This window comes from Allobosea vaviloviae, from assembly GCF_001298265.1.
In the GTDB taxonomy this organism is placed as follows: domain Bacteria; phylum Pseudomonadota; class Alphaproteobacteria; order Rhizobiales; family Beijerinckiaceae; genus Allobosea; species Allobosea vaviloviae_B.
In genome coordinates, this window is record NZ_LGSZ01000095.1 from 147,038 (window position 1) to 164,638 (window position 17,601).

A 17,601-nucleotide genomic window follows, 5' to 3' on the forward strand; every position below is an offset into this window, starting at 1 on the left:
CCGGGCGCCACAGGAGGCGGTCCTCGTTTCCGGCGTGCAACGGACAGTCGCGATGCGGGTGAACGACTGATGCGAAAGCCCAATCGGCAAGACGGTTCGGGACGTCTCGACGGCAGCCATCGCCAAGGCGGCGTCGCGGCCGCTCTCGCACTTCTGATTCTCGTGGCCGCCGGCTGCCAGCGCCAGAGCGAGACCGCTCCCGCGCCAGTGGTCCGGACGGTGCGCACCATCACCGTCGAGGCGCCGCGCCAGCTCGCCGATCTCGGCTTCAGCGGCCATGTCGAGGCGCAGGACCAGGCTTCGCTCTCCTTCCGCATTGGCGGCCGCCTGGCGGAGCGCCTCGTCGGCGTAGGCGCCACGGTGGCCGAGGGGCAGGTCGTCGCGCGGCTCGATCCGGAGAACGAGCTCAACGACCTGCGCGCGGCGCGTGCCGCGCTGACGGCTGCCGAGGGCGCCTTGCGCAAGGCGGAGAACCAGCATCAGCGGCAGGAGCATCTTCTGGCGCGCGGCATCACCACCCAGGCCGATTTCGAGGCCGCCGAGCAGGGACGCACCGCCGCGCGCGCCCAGGTCGAGGCGGCCCGCGCCCGCGTGAGAACGGCGCAGGACATCGTCGCCTTCACCACCCTCAAGGCCGATGCGCCGGGTATCGTCACCCGGGTCGGCGCCGAGCCGGCCGAGGTCGTGGCGGCCGGCCGGATGATCGTCCAGCTTGCCCGGCGCGAGGGCCGCGACGCCGTGTTTTCGCTGCCGGCCGAAGCGGTCCGTGCCATTCCCGCCGACGCCACGGTCCATGTCGCGCTCGCCAGCGACACCTCCGTCAGCGTGCGCGGCCATGTCCGCGAGGTGGCGCCCCAGGCCGATCCGGTCACGCGGACCTTCCCTGTCCGCGTCGGCCTGGCCGACCCGCCGGCCGCCTTCCGGCTCGGAACCACAGTGTCCGGCACGATCCGCGGCGGCGAGGCCTCGGGCATCGCCATCCCCGCGACGGCACTGACCGCGCAAGGTCCGGCCATCGGCGTCTGGGTCGTCGACCCGACGGCTCTCACCGTCTCGCTGCGCCGGCTCGAACTCGTCTCGCGCGACCCCGCGACGGCGATCGTCGGCAAGGGGCTGGCGATCGGCGACATCGTCGTCACCGCCGGCGCCAACCTCCTCAAGGAAGGGCAGCGCGTGCGCCTGTCCGGGACCGAGGCACGATGAGCTTCAATCTTTCCCAATGGGCCCTGAAGAGCCGCTCGGTCGTGATCTATCTCATGATCGTGGCGGTTGCGGCCGGCGTCTTCGCTTTCGTCAAGCTCGGCCGCAACGAGGACCCGGCCTTCGTCATCAAGTCGATGGTGGTCGTCGCCGCCTGGCCGGGCGCGACCATGGAGGACACGCTCAGCCAGATCACCGAGCGGCTCGAGCGGCAGATCGAGGAGACGCCGGGGCTCGATTTCGTCCGCAGCTTCACCACGCCGGGCCGGACGACGATCTTCGTCAATCTGAAGCAGGACGTTCCGGCCCATGCCGTGCAGGAGACCTGGTTCAAGGTCCGCAACCTCGTCGCCGACGTCCGCCACACCCTGCCGGCCGGCACGGTGGGCCCTTTCTTCAACGACCGCTTCGGCGACACCTTCGGCATCATCTATGGCTTCACCGCCGATGGGTTCACCGGGCGCGAACTGCGCGACCATGTCGAGGCGGCCCGCTCGCGGCTGCTGCTTGTCCCCGACGTCTCGAAGATCGAGGTCATCGGCGCCCAGGACGAGCGCATCTTCATCGAGTTCTCGGTGCGCGAACTCGCCAATCTCGGCATCGACCGCTCGGCCCTGCTTGGCGCGCTGCAGAGCCAGAACGTCGTGCGCCCGGCCGGCGTGGTCCAGACTCAGGACGAGAAGTTCTCGCTGCGCGTCTCGGGCGCCTTCCAGTCGGAAGCTGACCTGCTCCAGATCAACTTCCCGGTTGGCGACCGCATGGTGCGCCTGGCCGACATCGCGACCGTCAGGCGTGGCTTCTCCGACCCGCCGCAGCCGATGTTCCGCGTCAACGGCCAGGCTGCGATCGGGCTCGGCATCGCCATGCGCGATGGCGGCGACATTCTGGCGCTGGGCGCCAACATCAAGAAGGCGATGGCGGCGATCACGGCTGATCTCCCCGTCGGCATCGAGCCGCGGCTGGTGGCCGACCAGTCCGTGACGGTCGACGAGGCGATCGCCGACTTCATGAGTTCGCTCTGGCAGGCGGTGGGGATCATCCTCGTGATCAGCTTCATCAGCCTCGGCGTGCGGCCGGGCCTGGTGGTGGCCCTCTCGATCCCGCTGACGCTGGCCGTCGTCTTCGCCGTGATGAACGTCATCGGCATCGACATGCAGCGCATCTCGCTGGGCGCGCTGATCATCGCGCTCGCGCTCCTCGTCGATGACGCCATGACGACGACCGATGCGATGGTGACACGCCTCGCCGCCGGCGACGAGAAGGCCAAGGCGGCGACCTTCGCCTTCGAGAAATACGCGGTCGCGATGTTCGCGGGCACGCTGGTGACCATCGCCGGTTTCGTGCCGATCGGCTTCGCCGCCAGTTCGGCCGGCGAATACACCTTCTCGCTCTTCTCAGTGGTGAGCATTGCGCTGGTCGTGTCCTGGTTCGTCGCCGTGATTTTCGCGCCCGTGCTCGGCATGGCGCTGCTCACAGTGCCGAAATCCTCGGGCAAGCCTTCGGGGCCGGGGCGGATCGAGCAGGGTTTCCGCGCGATGCTGTCGGGAGCGATCCGGGTGCGCTGGCTGACGATCGCCGTCACCATCGGGCTGTTCGCGGCGGCGATGCTGGCGCTCCCGCTGGTGCCGCGTCAGTTCTTCCCGGCCTCCGACCGGACCGAGCTGCTCGTCGACATGACGCTGCCGCAGAACGCCTCGATTTATGCCAGTGAGGCGCTGGTCGAGCGCTTCGACGCGGCGCTGAAGGACGATCCCGACGTCGCGCGCTGGAGCACCTATGTCGGGCGCGGCGCGATCCGCTTCTACCTGCCCCTCAACGCGCAGCTGCCGAACGACTTCTTCAACCAGGCGGTGATCGTCGCCAAGGACGTCGCCGCCCGCGACCGGCTGCAGAAGAAGCTTGAGAAACGCCTCGCCACGGAATTCCCGAATCTGATCGCGCGGGTCTATCCGCTCGAACTCGGCCCCCCTGTCGGCTGGCCGGTGCAGTACCGCGTGACCGGCCCCGACATCGCCGAGGTTCGCGGCATCGCGATGAAGCTGGCGCAGGTCGTGGCGGGCAATCCCCACACCGACCAGGTCAATTTCGACTGGATCGAGCCCTCGCGCGAACTGCGCCTGCGGGTCGACCAGGACGAGGCCCGCCGCCTCGGCCTGAGCTCGGCGGCGCTGGCCGCCATCGTCAACACCGTCGTCTCGGGGACTGTGGTGACCCAGCTTCGCGACGACATCTACCTCGTCGACGTCGTCGTGCGGGCGCAAGGGTCCGATCGCATCTCGCTGGACACGCTGCGCACGATGCAGGTGGCGCTGCCGGGCGGGCGCTCCGTGCCGCTCTCGCAATTCGTCACCTTCAGCTACGATCTCGACGCGCCGCTGATCTGGCGCCGCGACCGCGTGCCGACATTGACCGTCGCCGCCGACATCAAGCCCGGCGTCCTGCCCGAGACCGTCGTGAGCGCGCTGGCGCCCGGCATCGAGGCGCTCAGAAAGACGCTGCCGCCCGCCTATGGCATCGCCACCGGCGGCACCGTCGAGGAGAGCGCGAAGTCCCAGGCCTCGGTCATCGCCGTGGTGCCGGTGATGCTGCTGATCATGTTCACGGTGCTGATGGCGGAGCTGCGCAGCTTCAAGCTCTTCGCCATCGTCATCAGCATCGCGCCGCTGGGCATGATCGGTGTCGTCGGCGCGCTGCTCTTGTCGGGCAAGCCGCTCGGCTTCGTCGCCCTGCTCGGCGTGCTGGCGCTGATCGGCATCATCACCAAGAACGCGGTCATTCTCATCGGGCAGATCGAATCGGAGCGAGCCGACGGCAAGAGCATCACGCAGGCCGCGCTCGACGCCGCCTCGACCCGCTTCCGCCCGATCATGCTGACGGCGATCTCGACCGTGCTGGGCATGATCCCGATCGCGCCGACCGTGTTCTGGGGGCCGATGGCCTTTGCGATCATGGGCGGGCTCCTGGTCGCGACGGTGCTGACGCTGGTCCTGCTGCCCGTGCTCTACGTCACCGTCTTTGGGGGACGTTCGCCCGCCGCCGATCCGGCCAAGGGCACTGCGCCCGACACAGTGGGAGCGGCTGCGCGATGACCCGTCCCCTTCCAGGCAAGCCGGCCTTGTTCCGTCACACGAGACGGCTCTCGCCCCTTTGCGGCCTGCCGCTGCTGCTCGTCCTTTCAGCCTGCGACCGCGCCGAGAAGGCGCCTCCGCAGGCCGGTCGCCCGGTTCAGGTGGTCAAGGTCGAGGCCAGCCTCCTCACCGCGGGGATCGAGCTCAGCGGCGAGATCCAGGCCGAGAAGACGGTCTCGCTCGCCTTCCGGATCGCCGGGCGCATCGCCGAGCGGCCGGTAAATGTCGGGGACCGGGTCGCACCCAGGCAGATCGTCGCCAGGCTCGACCGGACGATCGAGACCAACGCCGTCGCCGCCGCCGAGGCGGCGCTGGCAGCCGCGCGCGGCGAGGTCGTGACAGCGCGCAGCACCTTCGAGCGGCAAGAGCGGCTGATGGGCCAGGGCTTCACCACCCGCCCGCGCTTCGATGCCGCGCAGAAGGCGCAGGAAACCGCGCAGGCGGCGCTCGAGAATGCCGAGGCCCAGCTCGAACAGGCCCGCGACCGGCTCGGCTTCACCGATCTGCGGGCCGATGTCGCCGGCGTCGTGACGGTGCGCAGCGCCGAGCCCGGCGAGGTCGTCCAGCCCGGTCAGCCGATCCTCCAGGTCGCGCGCGAGGATGGCCGCGATGCGGTCTTCGCCGTGCCGGCCCGCGTGCTCGAGGGCAAGACGGGCGATCCGATCGTCCGCGTCGCGCTCGCCGAGGCGCCGGGCATTAGCGCCACTGGGCGGATCCGCGAGATCGCGCCGCAGGCCGATCCCGTCACCCGCACCTTCCAGGTCCGGGTCGGGCTGCAGGATCCCCCCGAGGCGATGCGGCTGGGATCGACCGTCGTCGGCTCGGTCGCGACGACCTCGGCGCGGATCATGTCGATTCCCGCCAAGGCGCTGACGACCTCCGGCCGCGGGGCGGCGGTCTGGATCGTCGATCCGAAGACCTCGACGGTCAGCCTGAGGCCGATCGACATCCTGCGCTTCGATCCCGACCACGTCGTCGTCTCGCAGGGGCTCGCGCCTGGCGAAACCATCGTCGCGACCGGGGTGCAGGCTCTGCATCCTGGCCAGCGCGTCGCGCCGCTGCCGCCCGCGGCCAGTGCGGCGAACACGGCCGCCAGGGCGCCCGGCTGACCTCGACCCCATCGCCGGCTGCGCGGTGACCGCCTTTGTCAACCCAAGGACATTTCCCATGAGTGATCTGGTCTTCATCGCCTTCCCGACCGAGCAGAAGGCCGAGGAGGTCCGCCAGAAGATCCTGGCGATGCAGCGCGAATACCTGATCGAGCTTGGCGACGCCGTCGTCGTGGTCAAGGACCAGGCCGGGCAGATCAAGCTCAACCAGTTGGTCAACCTGACCACGACCGGCGCGGCCTCGGGCGCGCTCTGGGGGACGCTGATCGGCTTCATCTTCATGGCGCCGCTGCTCGGCACGGCGCTGGGCGCGGCCTCCGGTGCGCTGGGCGGCAAGCTGACCGATGTCGGCATCAACGACCAGTTCATGAAGGATACGGCTGCGGCGCTGCAGCCCAACACGGCCGGGCTGTTCCTGCTGATCCGCAAGATGACGACCGACAAGGTCCTGGCGGATCTGCGCGGCAGCGGCGGCACGCTGATGAGCACCTCCTTCGACGAGACCAAGGAAGCGGCGCTGCGCGAGGCGCTCGCCGCCGCGGCCCCCGGCGAGACGGTGACGCCGGCGGCGACATGATCGCGCCCGGGGTAGGCGGCCCCATGGCGGAGCGGGCGCAATGGACGCTCGCGACGGCCAGGCTCGCCGACTTCCAGCCGCTCCTGCCGGCCGAGGAGGAGGTCGTCGCCCGCCTGCTCAGCGGCACCTATGATCGGCTCGGCGACGGCAGCCGGCCGACCGCGCCGGACCCGAGCCGCGTCGTCAGGGCCGCCTTCCTGCGTTTCTTGATGCTCGGCGGAGAACCGGGCTGCCGGCCGCACGAGAAGGGCATCCGCATCACCGGCGCCTGGATCGTCGATACGCTTGATCTCGAAGCCTGCCATGTCTTCCGCGACATCGGCCTGATCGACTGCCATTTCGAGGCAACGCCGATCCTGCGCGCGGCGATCATCAACCGGCTCTTCCTCGACGGCTCGTCTCTGCCCGGTCTCGAGGCCGAGCGGTTGGAGGCGCGCGGTGGCGTCTATCTGCGCGGTGCGCAGGTGAATGGCGAGATCGCCATCGGCCAGTCGCGGCTGGGCGGCAACCTCGAATGCGACGGCGCGACGATCCGCGTCGCCGGCGGCCATGCCATCGACGCCAACGCGATCGAACTGCGCAACCTGCTGCTGAGAGGGGCGACGCTGCGCGGCGGCCTCGCCATCGCCGGTGCGCGGATCTCCGCCGATCTCGACGCCGCCGGCGCCCGGATCGAGAGCACAGACAGCCTTGCGGTCGACGGCACGGAGGTCGAGATCGGCGGCAGCGTCGTGCTGCGCAAGGCCTCAGCCGAAGGCGAGGTTAGGCTCGTGGCCTCGGTGATCGGCGGCGATCTCGATGCCAGCGGCGCGACGCTGACCCATCCCGGCGCGATGGCGCTCGATATCAGCCGTTGCGCCATCAAGGGCGCCTTCTTCCTGCGCGGCGAGGCCTCCGTCACGGGCGCCCTGTCGATGACCGGCGCCTCGATCGGCACCATCCATGATGAGGTGGCGTCCTGGCCGGGGCAGGGCGATCTCCTGCTCAACCGCTGCCGCTATGGCGCCTTCATCGCCGCCCCCGTGGATGCAGCGAGCCGGCTCGACTGGCTCTCGCGGCAGGCGCCTGAACGCTGGGGCGAGGATTTCTGGCCTCAGCCCTATGAGCAACTCGCCGCGGTCTTTCGCGAGATGGGTCATGGCGAGGACGCGCGCGCCGTCCTCATCGTCAAGGAGCGGCTGCAGCGACGGGCGCGGCGGGCGCGGGCGAAGAACCCGCTCTGGCGCGCGGCGCTGACCGTGGCGGACGGCTTCCTGGCCGCCACGCTGGTCTATGGCCGCCAGCCCCTGCTCGCCTTCGTCTGGCTGATCCTGTTCTGGCTTGTGGGCGTCGGCATCTTCGGGATGGCGGAGAGGGCGGGCGCCTTCAAGCCCAACAGCGCCGTCGTGCTGCGCTCGCCGGAGTGGACGCTCTGCGGCGTCGAACGCACGCAGCAAAGGCTGCTCGGCGCGCCGCCCCAAGCTGTGGACGGGCGCGCAGCCCCAGGCCAGACGCAGCTCGCCTGCTATCGCGAGCAGGGCGAGGCCTCGAGCTATCCGGAATTCAACCCGTGGTTCTATTCCCTCGACACGCTGTTGCCCGTGCTCGATCTCGGTCAGAAATCCTTCTGGCGGCCCAATCCGATCGGCCGTCACGGGCGGGTCGCGATCAGCTATTTCTATCTTCAGGCCATCGTCGGCTGGGCGCTGAGCCTGTTGGCGGTGGCGGGCTTTTCCGGCCTGGTGAAATCGCCATGATCGGGCGCGATGCAATGCTGCGGGGGTGACAGGTGAGCAAGGTTCCCAAGACGCCGGACAAGGCAGCCGCAGTCGCGCGCAGCGAAGGCCGCACCCCGCTCATCATCGATCTGGCGCTCCAGGGCGGCGGGGCGCATGGCGCCTTCACCTGGGGTGTGCTGGACCGCATCCTCGAGGAGGACTGGCTGACGATCAGCGCGATCTCGGGGACATCGGCCGGTGCCATGAACGCCGCCGTGCTGGCTTCGGGCTTCGCCAAGGCCGGTCGCGAGGGTGCGCGGCAGGCGCTGGAGGCGTTCTGGCGCAAGACCTCGGAAGCGGCGCGCTTCAGCCCGTTCCAGCGCAGCCCGCTCGATGTGCTGCTCGGGCGCTGGACGCTCGACAACTCGCCGCTCTTCGTCGCGATGGACCTGATGTCCCGCGTCGTGTCGCCCTACAGCCTCAATCCCGGCGGGGCGAACCCGCTGGCCGACATCCTGGCCGAGGTGATCGATTTCGAGGCGCTGGCGGGCGGCCCGATCAAGCTCTTCGTCACCGCCACCAATGTCCGCACCGGCCGGGGCCGCGTCTTCCGCAATGCCGAGATCACGCCGCAGGCGCTGCTGGCCTCGGCCTGCCTGCCGACGCTGTTCCAGGCGATCGAGATCGACGGCGACGGCTACTGGGACGGCGGCTATTCCGGCAATCCGACGATGACGCCGCTGATCCAGGAGAGCGACGCGCTCGACACCATCCTGGTTCAGATCAACCCGGTCGAGCGGCCGGGCACGCCGACGACCGCCCGCGACATCCTCAACCGCCTGAACGAGGTCTCGTTCAACAGCGTCCTGCTGAAGGAACTCAGGATGATGGCGCTGCTGCGCAACGGCGCCAATCCCAGGGATCGGGAGGGTGCGCGCTGGGCCGGGATGCGCCTTCACCGCGTGACCAGCGACAGGATGGCGGAGCTCGGCTATTCCTCGAAGCTCAACGCGGAATGGGAGTTCCTGACCATGCTGCGGGCGGAGGGGCGCCAGTCGGCGGAAGCCTTTTACAGGGCACACAGGGACGATCTCGGCCGGCGCTCGACGCTCGATCTCGACGAACTCACGCAAGGCGTCTGATGACGCCCGTTTTCCCTCCATCAGACCAGCGAGAACCACCCGGCATGCCCATGACCAGCGGCAGGATTCATCAAGGCGCGCAGGTTCTGATCGCGATCATTCTCGTGGTCGCGGCGTTGTCGGTCGCCAGCTCGGTCTTCGCGCCCGTGGCGTTTGCGCTGTTCATCATCGCGTTGGTCTGGCCGCTGCAGCGCAGCCTGCAGGGCTTCCTGCCGCGCATGCTGGCGCTGGCGATCAGCATCGTGGTGATGGTGCTGGCCTTCCTCGCCTTCGGATCGCTGATCGTCTGGGCTTTCGGCCGGGTCGGGCGCTGGATCGCGGCCGATGCGGCGCGCTTCCAGCAGTTCTACGACCAGGCCACGCTCTGGCTCGAAGGCCATGGCATCGCCGTGACCGGGCTCTGGGCGGAAAACTTCAACGTCGCCTGGATGCTGCGCATGGCGCAGACGATCAGCGGCCGGCTGAACACGACGATGAGCTTCTGGCTGGTCGTGCTGGTCTATGTCATCCTCGGCCTGCTCGAGGTCGAGGATTTCGGCCGCAAGCTCAGGGGCATGCGCAACCGCCTGGTCGGCGACGTGCTGCTGCGCGGCAGCATGCAGACCGCCGCGAAGCTGCACCGCTACATGATGGTGCGGACCGCGATGAGCCTGATCACCGGCGTCCTGGTCTGGGGATTCGCGACCGTGGTGGGCCTGCCGCTCGCGGCCGAATGGGGCTTCATCGCCTTCTCGCTGAACTACATCCCCTTCCTTGGACCACTGGTCGCCACCGTCTTCCCGACGCTGTTCGCGATGACGCAGTTCGGCTCCTGGCAGGCGGTGGTCGCTGTCTTCGCCTGCCTGAACCTGATCCAGTTCATCGTCGGCAGCTATATCGAGCCCCGCGTCGCCGGCAGCGCGCTGTCCATGTCGCCGACGCTGGTCCTGTTCTCGGTGTTCTTCTGGAGTTATCTCTGGGGCGTGTTCGGCGCCTTCATCGGCGTGCCCCTGACCATCGCGCTGCTGACCTTCTGTGCCCAGCATCCCGCGAGCCAGTGGCTAGCGGAGCTGTTCGGCTCCGGAGCCCCCGAGCCGGTCCCGGCCAACGACGTCGTCAAGGCTTGAGGGCTCACCCGGCGCCCCGGGCAATTCAGGCCCGATCTCGATCCGCTCCGGCGTCATCAGCGCCAGCCCGCCATCGGCCGCCGCACCGAGATGGTGGATGTAGAAGGCGGTCGGCTCGTCGTTCATGGCCTCCATGACCGGGGACGGCGCCGAGACAATGCGCAGCGGGCCGCAGCAGCCAATCCAGTCGACATGGCGGTGGCCATGCATCGCGACGAGCCGGTGCGCCTGCCGCTTCAGCAGGCGCACGAAGCGGCTGCCATTGATCAGCGCCGTGCCGATCCGCTCGGAAAAGGCCTTGGCCTGCTGCGGATACTCGACCGGGTGGTGATGCAACGCCACGACGAAGCGCGCACGGGGATACTGCGCCAGAGCCGCCAGCGTCGCCTGCATGTCCTCTTCCGCCACGAGGCCGAGCGCATTGGTGAAGGAGAAATGCGTCTCCGCATTCGAGTTCAGCAGCACCACGCCGAGCCCGTCCGGCTCGGTGGGCGGCAGCACCATCGGGAAGGATGCCTCCCAGACCGCCGACAGTCCTCGCGACAGGCGCAAGCCCCCGGCATCGGCGAAGGCTGCGATCGCGGCGCGATGCGGCTGCAAGCGCTCCGACAGCGTCTGGCCGATCCGGCCCGCCGTCTTGTCGACGACATGGACGCGCGCGCCCTGCACGGACTCCATCACCGAGAGCGTCCGCATCTGGCGCAGGCGCTTTCCGGGGCTGCCGGGTAATTCGAGCCGCGCCGGATTGGCCCGGTCGACGATGTTGACGTCGTGGTTGCCGGGCAGGATCAGGCTCAGCGCCGCCAGCTCCGGATGGCGAGCCAGCGCATCGAGGAACTCGGCCCATTCGGCCGAGCGGCCGGCATCGGTCATGTCGCCGGTGATCAGCACGAGATCGAGCGGCGCGGCTGCATGGATCGCAGCCAGCCGCGCCAGCACCAAAGCCAGCCTGTCGTTGCCACGCGGGCCGGCGCGGCCGCTCTCGATGCGAAAGCCGTAGCGCTCGCCGACGACATGGATGTCGGAGAGATGCACCACCCGCCACGTCCGGTCTGACCCGAAGGCCTCGTCGAAGCCGGCGAGATCGCGGGGCTGGTCCATCGTCCCGTCAGCGATGCCCCAGAGCAGTGCGGCGCCAGCGAAATAGGCGCTCATCACAGCGATGGTGTTGGCGAGCGCCGGCCGCACCAGCCTCAGGGGATAGGCGAGATCGGCAATCTCGCCAGACCAGCGCGTCGCTGGCCAGACGGCCGCCGTGATCGCGAGCGCGATCAGCGCCGCGCCGAGGCCCGCCGCGAAAGCCGTCAGCGACCGCAGCCGCGCGCGGCTGTCCTCGCTCGCGTCCACGGAGAGAAAGCGCTCGGCGAAATGGCGCAGGCCTTCGCGGGCGAGCACATAGCCCGGCTGGACGGCCAGCGAGATCAGCGACCAGAAGCTGCGTTCCACGGCCCGCAGCAGGGGCCGTAGGCCGAACCAGCCGATGGCGGCGACCAGCCCCAGCAGCAGGAACGGCCCTATTCCGGCCAGTGCCAGGATCCGGTCCGAGACGTTGTCGAACCAGGCCGTGACGACGAGGGGAGCAACGCCCAGCATGACGCCGGGCACCAGCGCCAGGATGATCCAGGCCAGGGCGAGCTTGGGCAGGTTGATCTCGCCCAGAAGCGTGCCGGCGATGGCGAGCAGCGAATGCGTCTTGGTGCTGCTGGCGTCGTCTTCGGCGTCGCCGCCGCGCGGCTCGATCAGCATGTGCCAGGCGCCGATGCGCAAGCTGCGGCATGAGCCGAGCTGCTCCCTGGCGAGAGAACGGACGCGTCCGGACGAGGCTCAGCAACCATTGATGCGACCCGAAACGGCCCACCCGAAAATGGGACGGCGGGCACAGAACTGAGACAGGCGGCAGATGCCCGCTTCTGGAGTGAATGCTAACCTGACGGCAGCGCAGATTACAAGATCATATTCGTCAGACAAGCCAGAGATTATGTTTTCTCATGAAGACGCAAAGCACAGTTTCGTCTTCGAGCGGTTTATCTGCCGATTTGTTTTGTGTTTCGTCTTTGGAGCGCTGTTCACGGAGGTGTGAATCGCTGCGCTGCGCGCCGGCCGATGGATCCTCCTCGCCATGACCGTACCGTCATCTCCGCGCCGGCCCCTCTGGCGGCCGAGCCTGCTGGGACGAGGCCTGCTCTTCTTTGCGCTCTGGCTCGTTTTGATCGGTGCGGCCCTCAAGGATTGGCCGGTCGGCCTCGTCGCGGCCGCCGCCGCGACCTGGGCCAGCATCCCGCTCTGGCCGCCGGAGAGCCGGCTGTCGGCGACCGGGCTCGCCCGCTTCGTCCTGCGCTTCCTGCCGCAGGCGGTGGCGGCGGGGCTCGACGTCGCACGCCGCGCCTTCGCCCGGCGCATCGCGATGAAGCCGGGGATCGTGACCTACCGGGCCAGTCTGCGGCCGGGTCTGGCGCAGGGCGCGCTCTGCGCGGTGATGAGCCTCCAACCGGGCAAGCTGCCGGTGTCCTGCGCGGCAAGGGGCGACATGCGCGTGCATTGCCTGGACAGCGACGCATCCGTCACGGCCGAGCTTGCTGCCGACGAGGCGGCGTTCCTGCGCATTCTGCCGGGAGGACGCGCTGGTGGCTGAAAGCCTCACGCTCATTGCTCTCTTCGTCCTGCTGGCCAGCGCGGCCGGGCTGGCGATCGTGCTGCGCTCCCACATCGCGATCGAGAAGCTGATGGCGGTGCAATTGCTCGGCACCGGCGGCGCCGCAACCCTGCTCCTGCTCGGCGCGGCCACCGCGCAGCCGGCGCTTGCCGATGTTGCCCTGCTGCTGGTCCTGCTGTCGGCCTTTTCCTGCGCGGCCTTCACACTGGGGGAGGGCGAGTCCCCTGAGGCGGCCGCCAAACCGGACGAGCCGTCGTGATGGGGCTGGCGGACGCGTTCACGCTCATCTGCGTCGTCGCCGGCGCCGTGCTGTTCCTGGCGGGAACGCTGGGGCTGCTGCGCTTTCCCGATACGCTCAGCCGCCTGCACGCGCTGAGCAAGGCGGACAATCTCGGGCTGGGCCTGATCGTGCTGGGACTGATGCCGCAGCAGGCGAGCCTCATGGGCGGAGCCAAGCTTGTCTGCATCTGGCTCCTCGCGCAGCTCTCGGCCGCAACCGCGAGCCAGCTGATCGCCGGCATCGCCGCGCGCCGGAAGCCGCAGGCATGAGCCTCGTCTTCGACATGGCGCTGGTCGCAGGATTGATCGCGCTGGCGCTGCATGTCGTCGTCACCCGCGACGGCCGAGGCGCCATTCTCGCCTTCATGGCGTTCGGCCTGCTGCTCGGCATCGGCTGGGCGCGGCTCGCTTCCGTCGACGTCGCGCTGACAGAGGCCGCGATCGGCGGCGGCCTGACCGGCATGCTTTTGCTGCGTGCCCAGGCCCATCTCGTGCGCCATGCCGCGCATCCAGCCGCGCTCCCGACCGACCGACGGCGCTGGCTCGTCCCGGCGCTCAGTTGCGGCCTCGTCACCCTGGCTTTGGCTGCGGTCGTGCTTGCCTTTCCCCGGCCGGCGCCGAGCCTGGCGCATCAGGCGGTCGCTTCGCTGGAGGCCACCGGGCTCGGCAATCCCGTCACCGCCGTGCTGCTCGCCTATCGCGCCATCGACACGCTGCTGGAGAAGATCGTGCTGATCCTCGCGCTGGTCGGTGTCTGGTCGCTGAGCCGCGATGCCGCCTGGGGCGGCGCCTCGCAGCTGCGGCCGGCTATCATCCCGGAGCCGCTGGTCTTCCTGGCGCGGGTGATGCCGCCCTTTGGCGTCCTGATCGCGGTCTATCAGGTCTGGGTCGGGGCCGACCTGCCGGGTGGAACCTTCCAGGCCGGCACCATCCTGGCCGCGATGGCGCTGCTCGTCATGCTGGCGGGCCTGCGCCTCGCGCCGCAAACACAAAGCAGGGCGCTGCGGCTGATGCTGGCGGGTGGGCCGGCGCTGTTCGTGCTGGTCGGCTTCCTCGGCGTCGCGGTTGCGCAGGGGTTCCTGTCCTATCCGGAAGCCATCGCCAAGCCGCTGATCGTCGGCATCGAGGCGGCGCTGACGCTGTCGATCGCTGGGACGCTCGCCCTGCTCGTCGCCGGCCCGCCGGACAGGGCGCCCGAGCCGTGAGCGCGATCGCCCTGACATCGGCCTCGCTGTTTGGCCTGTGTGGCGCCGCGCTCGTCGGCATCGGCCTGTTTTGCATCCTCACCCATCCTGACCTGCTGCGCCGGATCATCGGCTTCAACATTCTTGGCGCAGGCATCTTCCTCGTCTTCGGGGCCGTCGCGCGCCGCGGGGCAGCGATGGGCTTAAGTGGCGATCCCGTGCCGCAGGCCATGGTGATCACCGGCATCGTCGTTGCCTTCGCTGCAACCGCGCTGGCGATAGCGCTGCTGCGACGCCTGGCCTCGCTCACCGGCAGCGCGACGCTCGAAGCCGCGACGCCTCCCCGGAGCGAGACATGACTTCGGCCTATGCCGCGACACCGGGCGGGCTGCTGCTGGTGCTCGCCGTCATGCTGCCGGCGGCGGCCGTGCTGGCGATGCTGGTGCTGGGCCCGCGACGGACGCGGGTCGTGGCGCTGGCGACGCTGGCGCTCGGCCTCGTCGTCGCACTCGCCATAGGACTCGAACTCGTCCGCAGCGGCACGGCGTTGATCTATGTACTCGGCAACTGGCAGCCGCCGCTCGGCATCGCGCTGCGCGCCGATGGGCTGTCGGTGATGATGCTGGCGGTCACCGCCGTCGTCATGGCGGCGACGGGGCTGTTCGCGCGCGACCTCTTCGGGCTCGACCTCGCAACCGCGGACGGGCGCCTGGGGACGAGTTTCTGGACGCTGCTGATGGGGCTGTGGAGCGGGCTGAACCTCGTCTTCGTCTCGCAGGACCTGTTCAATCTCTATGTCGCGCTCGAACTCCTGACCTTCGCCGCCGTGCCGCTGGTCTGCCTCGACGGGCGCGGCGAGACCATGGCCGCAGCCCTGCGTTACCTGATGTTCGCGCTGCTCGGCTCGATGCTCTATCTGCTCGGCGCCGGTCTGCTCTACGGCGCCTATGGCACGCTCGACATCCGGCTGATCGCGAGCGCGAGCCAGCACGGCCCGGCGATGGCCATCGCGCTGGCGCTGATGATCCCCGGCCTGCTCGCCAAGGCGGCGCTGTTTCCGCTGCATTTGTGGCTGCCGCCAGCCCATGCCGGCGCGCCCGCCGCCGCCAGCGCGGTGCTCTCGGCGCTGGTGATCAAGGCGCCAGTGTTCCTGATCCTGCGGCTGGTCGCCGACATCGCCCCGCCGGGTTCGGCCGCCGTCGCGGGACAGGTCCTGGCGGTGCTCGGCGCGGCATCCATCCTGTTCTGCAGCATCATGGCGCTGCGGCAGGAGCGGCTGAAGCTGATGATCGCCTATTCGACCGTGGCGCAGATCGGCTATCTCTTCATCGTCTTCCCGCTGGCAGGCGTCGGCGACGGGACCGCGCCCTGGGGCACGATCGCCTGGACCGGCGGGGCGCTGCAGCTGACCTCCCATGCGCTCGCCAAGGCGGCGATGTTCATGGCGGCGGGCATCGTCGCCGAGGCTGTCGGGCATGACCGCATCCGCGATCTCGGCGGGTTCGGCCGCGCCCCGCCCCTGCCCCCCCCCACCTTCGGGTGGGCGGGGCTGTCGCTGATGGGCATCCCGCCGAGCGGCGGCTTCATCGCGAAATGCCTGCTGCTGACGGCGGCCGCGATCGGCGGGCATCTCTGGCTGGCGCTGACGATCCTGGCGGGCGGGCTGCTTGCGGGCGGGTATGTCTTCCCCGTCATGGATCGCGCTCTCGCGACGCCCGCCGAACCGCTGTTGCTGCGCAAGCCGATCCCGCTGCGGCTCGAGCTCGTCCCGCTGGTCCTTGCGGTGCTGGCGGTGGCGCTCGGCTTCCTCCCGCTCGCGCCCTTCGGCCTGCTGCAGATCGGACGGCCCGACATCGCTCTGGCGGTGTCGCCATGAGTGCGGCAGCGAGCGCCGCCGGGCTGCTGTTGGCCGCGGCGCTGCTCGCGCCGCTGGCGCTGGCGGCCGGTTGCCTGTCGCGCGCCTTCCGGTCACGCGTGCCGGGGCTGCTCTGGCTCGCACCCATCCCCGCGCTGCTGGCGGCCGGGCTCCTGTCCGCCGGAACGGCCATAGCCTTCCCCGTGCCGTTCCGCATGACGCTGGCGCTCGACCAACCCGGCGCGATCCTGCTTGGCGGCGCGGCACTGCTCTGGAGCGCGGCAGGGGCCTATGCCGCCTCCTATCTGCGCGGCAAGCCGGGGCTGACGGGGTTCTGCGTCTGGTGGCTGCTGACGCTGGCGGGCAGCCTCGGCGTCCTGATCGTCGCCGACATCGCCGGCTTCTACCTGCTGTTCACGCTGGCGAGCCTCTCGGCCTATGGGTTGGTCGCGCATGAGCAGACTGACGCGGCCAGGCGGGCCGGCCTCGTCTACATGGTGCTGGCGCTGCTGGGCGAGGCCTTCCTGCTCTTCGCCTTCGTCATGCTGGCGGCCGGACAGCCCGATCCCAATCCGCTGATCCGCGATGCGGTGGCGGCGCTGCCGGGCTCGCCGATGCGGGACGGCATCGCGGTGCTGCTGATGCTGGGTTTCGCGCTCAAGATGGGGCTAATCCCGCTGCATGTCTGGCTGCCGCTCGCCCATCCGGCCGCGCCGATGCCGGCCTCGGCGGTGCTCAGCGGCGTGCTGGTCAAGGCCGGCGTCATCGGGCTGATCCGGTTCCTGCCGTTCGAATCCGCGCAGCCGCTATGGGGCACGGTGCTCGCCACGGTCGGTATCCTGACCGCCTTTGTCGGCGCAGCGCTCGGCGTGGCGCAGCGGCGCCCCAAGACGATCCTGGCCTATTCGACCGTCAGCCAGATGGGCCTCGTCGCTGCGATCCTCGGCGCCGGGCTGGCCGCTGGCGATGCCTCCGCGCCGGGGCTGGCTGCCTATTACGGGTTGCATCACACGCTGGTGAAAGGTGGGTTGTTCCTGGCCGTCGGCGTCGCCTTTGCCTCGGGCGGGGCGCATCGCGTCCCGGTGTTGCTGCTCACCGGCCTGCTGGCCCTCAGCCTCGCCGGCCTGCCTTTGACCAGCGGCGCGCTCGCCAAGCTCGCGGTCAAGCCGATGCTGGGCTACGGCCTGTTCAGCATCGCCGTCTCGCTCGCGGCCGCCGGCAGCACGATGCTGATGCTGCATTTCATCGCCGTGATGGCGCGCGAGACGGCCGACAACCCGGCCGCGAGCGCCCCATTGGCCGAAACCCTGCCGTTCCTGATCGTCGCCGCCGCATCGTTCATCATCCCCTGGTGGCTTTACCCGACCCTGTCTGGCGACCCACTCGCCAGCGCCTGGAGCCTCGCTTCGCTGTGGAAGCTCGTCTGGCCGATGATGCTGGGGGTCGCGATCTTCATCGGCACGGGCCGCTTCGCGGGGATGGCCGGGCGCGTGCCGGAGGGCGACATCCTCGTCCTGGCGGAGCGGCAGGCTCCACGCCTCGCCCACCTGCCGGCCGCGATCGAGCGGCTCGATGGGCGGCTGCGGCTCTGGCCCACGGCCGGCCTCGTGTTGCTTTGTCTTGTCATCTGGCTTGGCGGCGGCTTCCTGCTGGCCGCATAGATGATGACCG

15 protein-coding genes are annotated in these 17,601 nt (G+C 69.6%); 14 read left to right on the top strand and 1 reads right to left on the bottom strand.

All coding sequences use genetic code 11. The features are described 5' to 3' along the window. Positions 1–69 precede the first annotated feature (69 nt). From AE618_RS26625 to AE618_RS26655, 7 genes are all read left to right on the top strand, one after another. Positions 70–1,203, top strand: a complete 1,134-nt coding sequence (locus AE618_RS26625) for an efflux RND transporter periplasmic adaptor subunit (RefSeq protein WP_082365612.1) — start codon at positions 70–72, stop codon at positions 1,201–1,203. Continuing rightward, complete coding sequence (locus AE618_RS26630) at positions 1,200–4,289, top strand: efflux RND transporter permease subunit (protein WP_054212073.1); 3,090 nt, start codon at positions 1,200–1,202, stop codon at positions 4,287–4,289. Before AE618_RS26625 ends, AE618_RS26630 begins: the two co-directional genes overlap by 4 nt. Further along, positions 4,286–5,437 carry an efflux RND transporter periplasmic adaptor subunit gene (locus AE618_RS26635; protein ID WP_054212074.1) on the top strand — a complete coding sequence of 384 codons (1,152 nt, stop codon included), beginning with the start codon at positions 4,286–4,288 and terminating at the stop codon, positions 5,435–5,437. The genes AE618_RS26630 and AE618_RS26635 overlap by 4 nt, the downstream gene beginning before the upstream one ends. 58 nt (positions 5,438–5,495) lie before the next feature. Next, complete coding sequence (locus tag AE618_RS26640; RefSeq protein ID WP_054212075.1) at positions 5,496–6,014, top strand: DUF1269 domain-containing protein; 519 nt, start codon at positions 5,496–5,498, stop codon at positions 6,012–6,014. After that, a complete protein-coding gene (locus tag AE618_RS26645; RefSeq protein ID WP_248311039.1) occupies positions 6,011–7,750 on the top strand; it encodes a hypothetical protein in 1,740 nt (579 codons plus the stop codon). Before AE618_RS26640 ends, AE618_RS26645 begins: the two co-directional genes overlap by 4 nt. A gap of 101 nt (positions 7,751–7,851) precedes the next feature. Further along, a complete protein-coding gene (locus AE618_RS26650) occupies positions 7,852–8,853 on the top strand; it encodes a patatin-like phospholipase family protein (RefSeq protein ID WP_248311042.1) in 1,002 nt (333 codons plus the stop codon). Positions 8,854–8,903: 50 nt separating this feature from the next. Next, positions 8,904–9,959, top strand: a complete 1,056-nt coding sequence (locus AE618_RS26655; RefSeq protein WP_156330517.1) for an AI-2E family transporter — start codon at positions 8,904–8,906, stop codon at positions 9,957–9,959. Here the strand turns inward: AE618_RS26655 and AE618_RS26660 are convergent. Beyond that, positions 9,894–11,705 (bottom strand): metallophosphoesterase family protein, encoded by a 1,812-nt coding sequence (locus tag AE618_RS26660; protein WP_082365626.1) that lies wholly within the window; start codon positions 11,703–11,705, stop codon positions 9,894–9,896. The genes AE618_RS26655 and AE618_RS26660 overlap by 66 nt on opposite strands. Positions 11,706–12,078: 373 nt before the next feature. Between AE618_RS26660 and AE618_RS26665 the strand changes: the two genes are divergently transcribed. From AE618_RS26665 to AE618_RS26695, 7 genes are read left to right on the top strand one after another with little or no spacing between them, the layout of a single operon-like run. Beyond that, a complete protein-coding gene (locus AE618_RS26665) occupies positions 12,079–12,591 on the top strand; it encodes a Na+/H+ antiporter subunit E (RefSeq protein ID WP_054212079.1) in 513 nt (170 codons plus the stop codon). Beyond that, entirely contained in the window at positions 12,584–12,871 is a 288-nt protein-coding gene (locus AE618_RS26670) for a monovalent cation/H+ antiporter complex subunit F (RefSeq protein ID WP_054212080.1), read from the top strand. Before AE618_RS26665 ends, AE618_RS26670 begins: the two co-directional genes overlap by 8 nt. Further along, positions 12,871–13,161 carry a cation:proton antiporter gene (locus tag AE618_RS26675; protein WP_054212081.1) on the top strand — a complete coding sequence of 97 codons (291 nt, stop codon included), beginning with the start codon at positions 12,871–12,873 and terminating at the stop codon, positions 13,159–13,161. The genes AE618_RS26670 and AE618_RS26675 overlap by 1 nt, the downstream gene beginning before the upstream one ends. Then, positions 13,158–14,096: an MnhB domain-containing protein gene (locus AE618_RS26680; RefSeq protein WP_054212082.1), complete on the top strand. Its 939-nt coding sequence runs from the start codon at positions 13,158–13,160 to the stop codon at positions 14,094–14,096. Before AE618_RS26675 ends, AE618_RS26680 begins: the two co-directional genes overlap by 4 nt. Then, positions 14,093–14,434 carry an NADH-quinone oxidoreductase subunit K gene (locus AE618_RS26685; RefSeq protein ID WP_248311040.1) on the top strand — a complete coding sequence of 114 codons (342 nt, stop codon included), beginning with the start codon at positions 14,093–14,095 and terminating at the stop codon, positions 14,432–14,434. Before AE618_RS26680 ends, AE618_RS26685 begins: the two co-directional genes overlap by 4 nt. Then, on the top strand, positions 14,431–15,951 hold the full coding sequence (locus AE618_RS26690) for a complex I subunit 5 family protein (RefSeq protein ID WP_054212083.1): 1,521 nt from the start codon (positions 14,431–14,433) through the stop codon (positions 15,949–15,951). The genes AE618_RS26685 and AE618_RS26690 overlap by 4 nt, the downstream gene beginning before the upstream one ends. Further along, a complete protein-coding gene (locus AE618_RS26695; protein WP_054212084.1) occupies positions 15,948–17,591 on the top strand; it encodes a complex I subunit 5 family protein in 1,644 nt (547 codons plus the stop codon). Before AE618_RS26690 ends, AE618_RS26695 begins: the two co-directional genes overlap by 4 nt. The last annotated feature ends 10 nt before the right edge of the window (positions 17,592–17,601 follow it).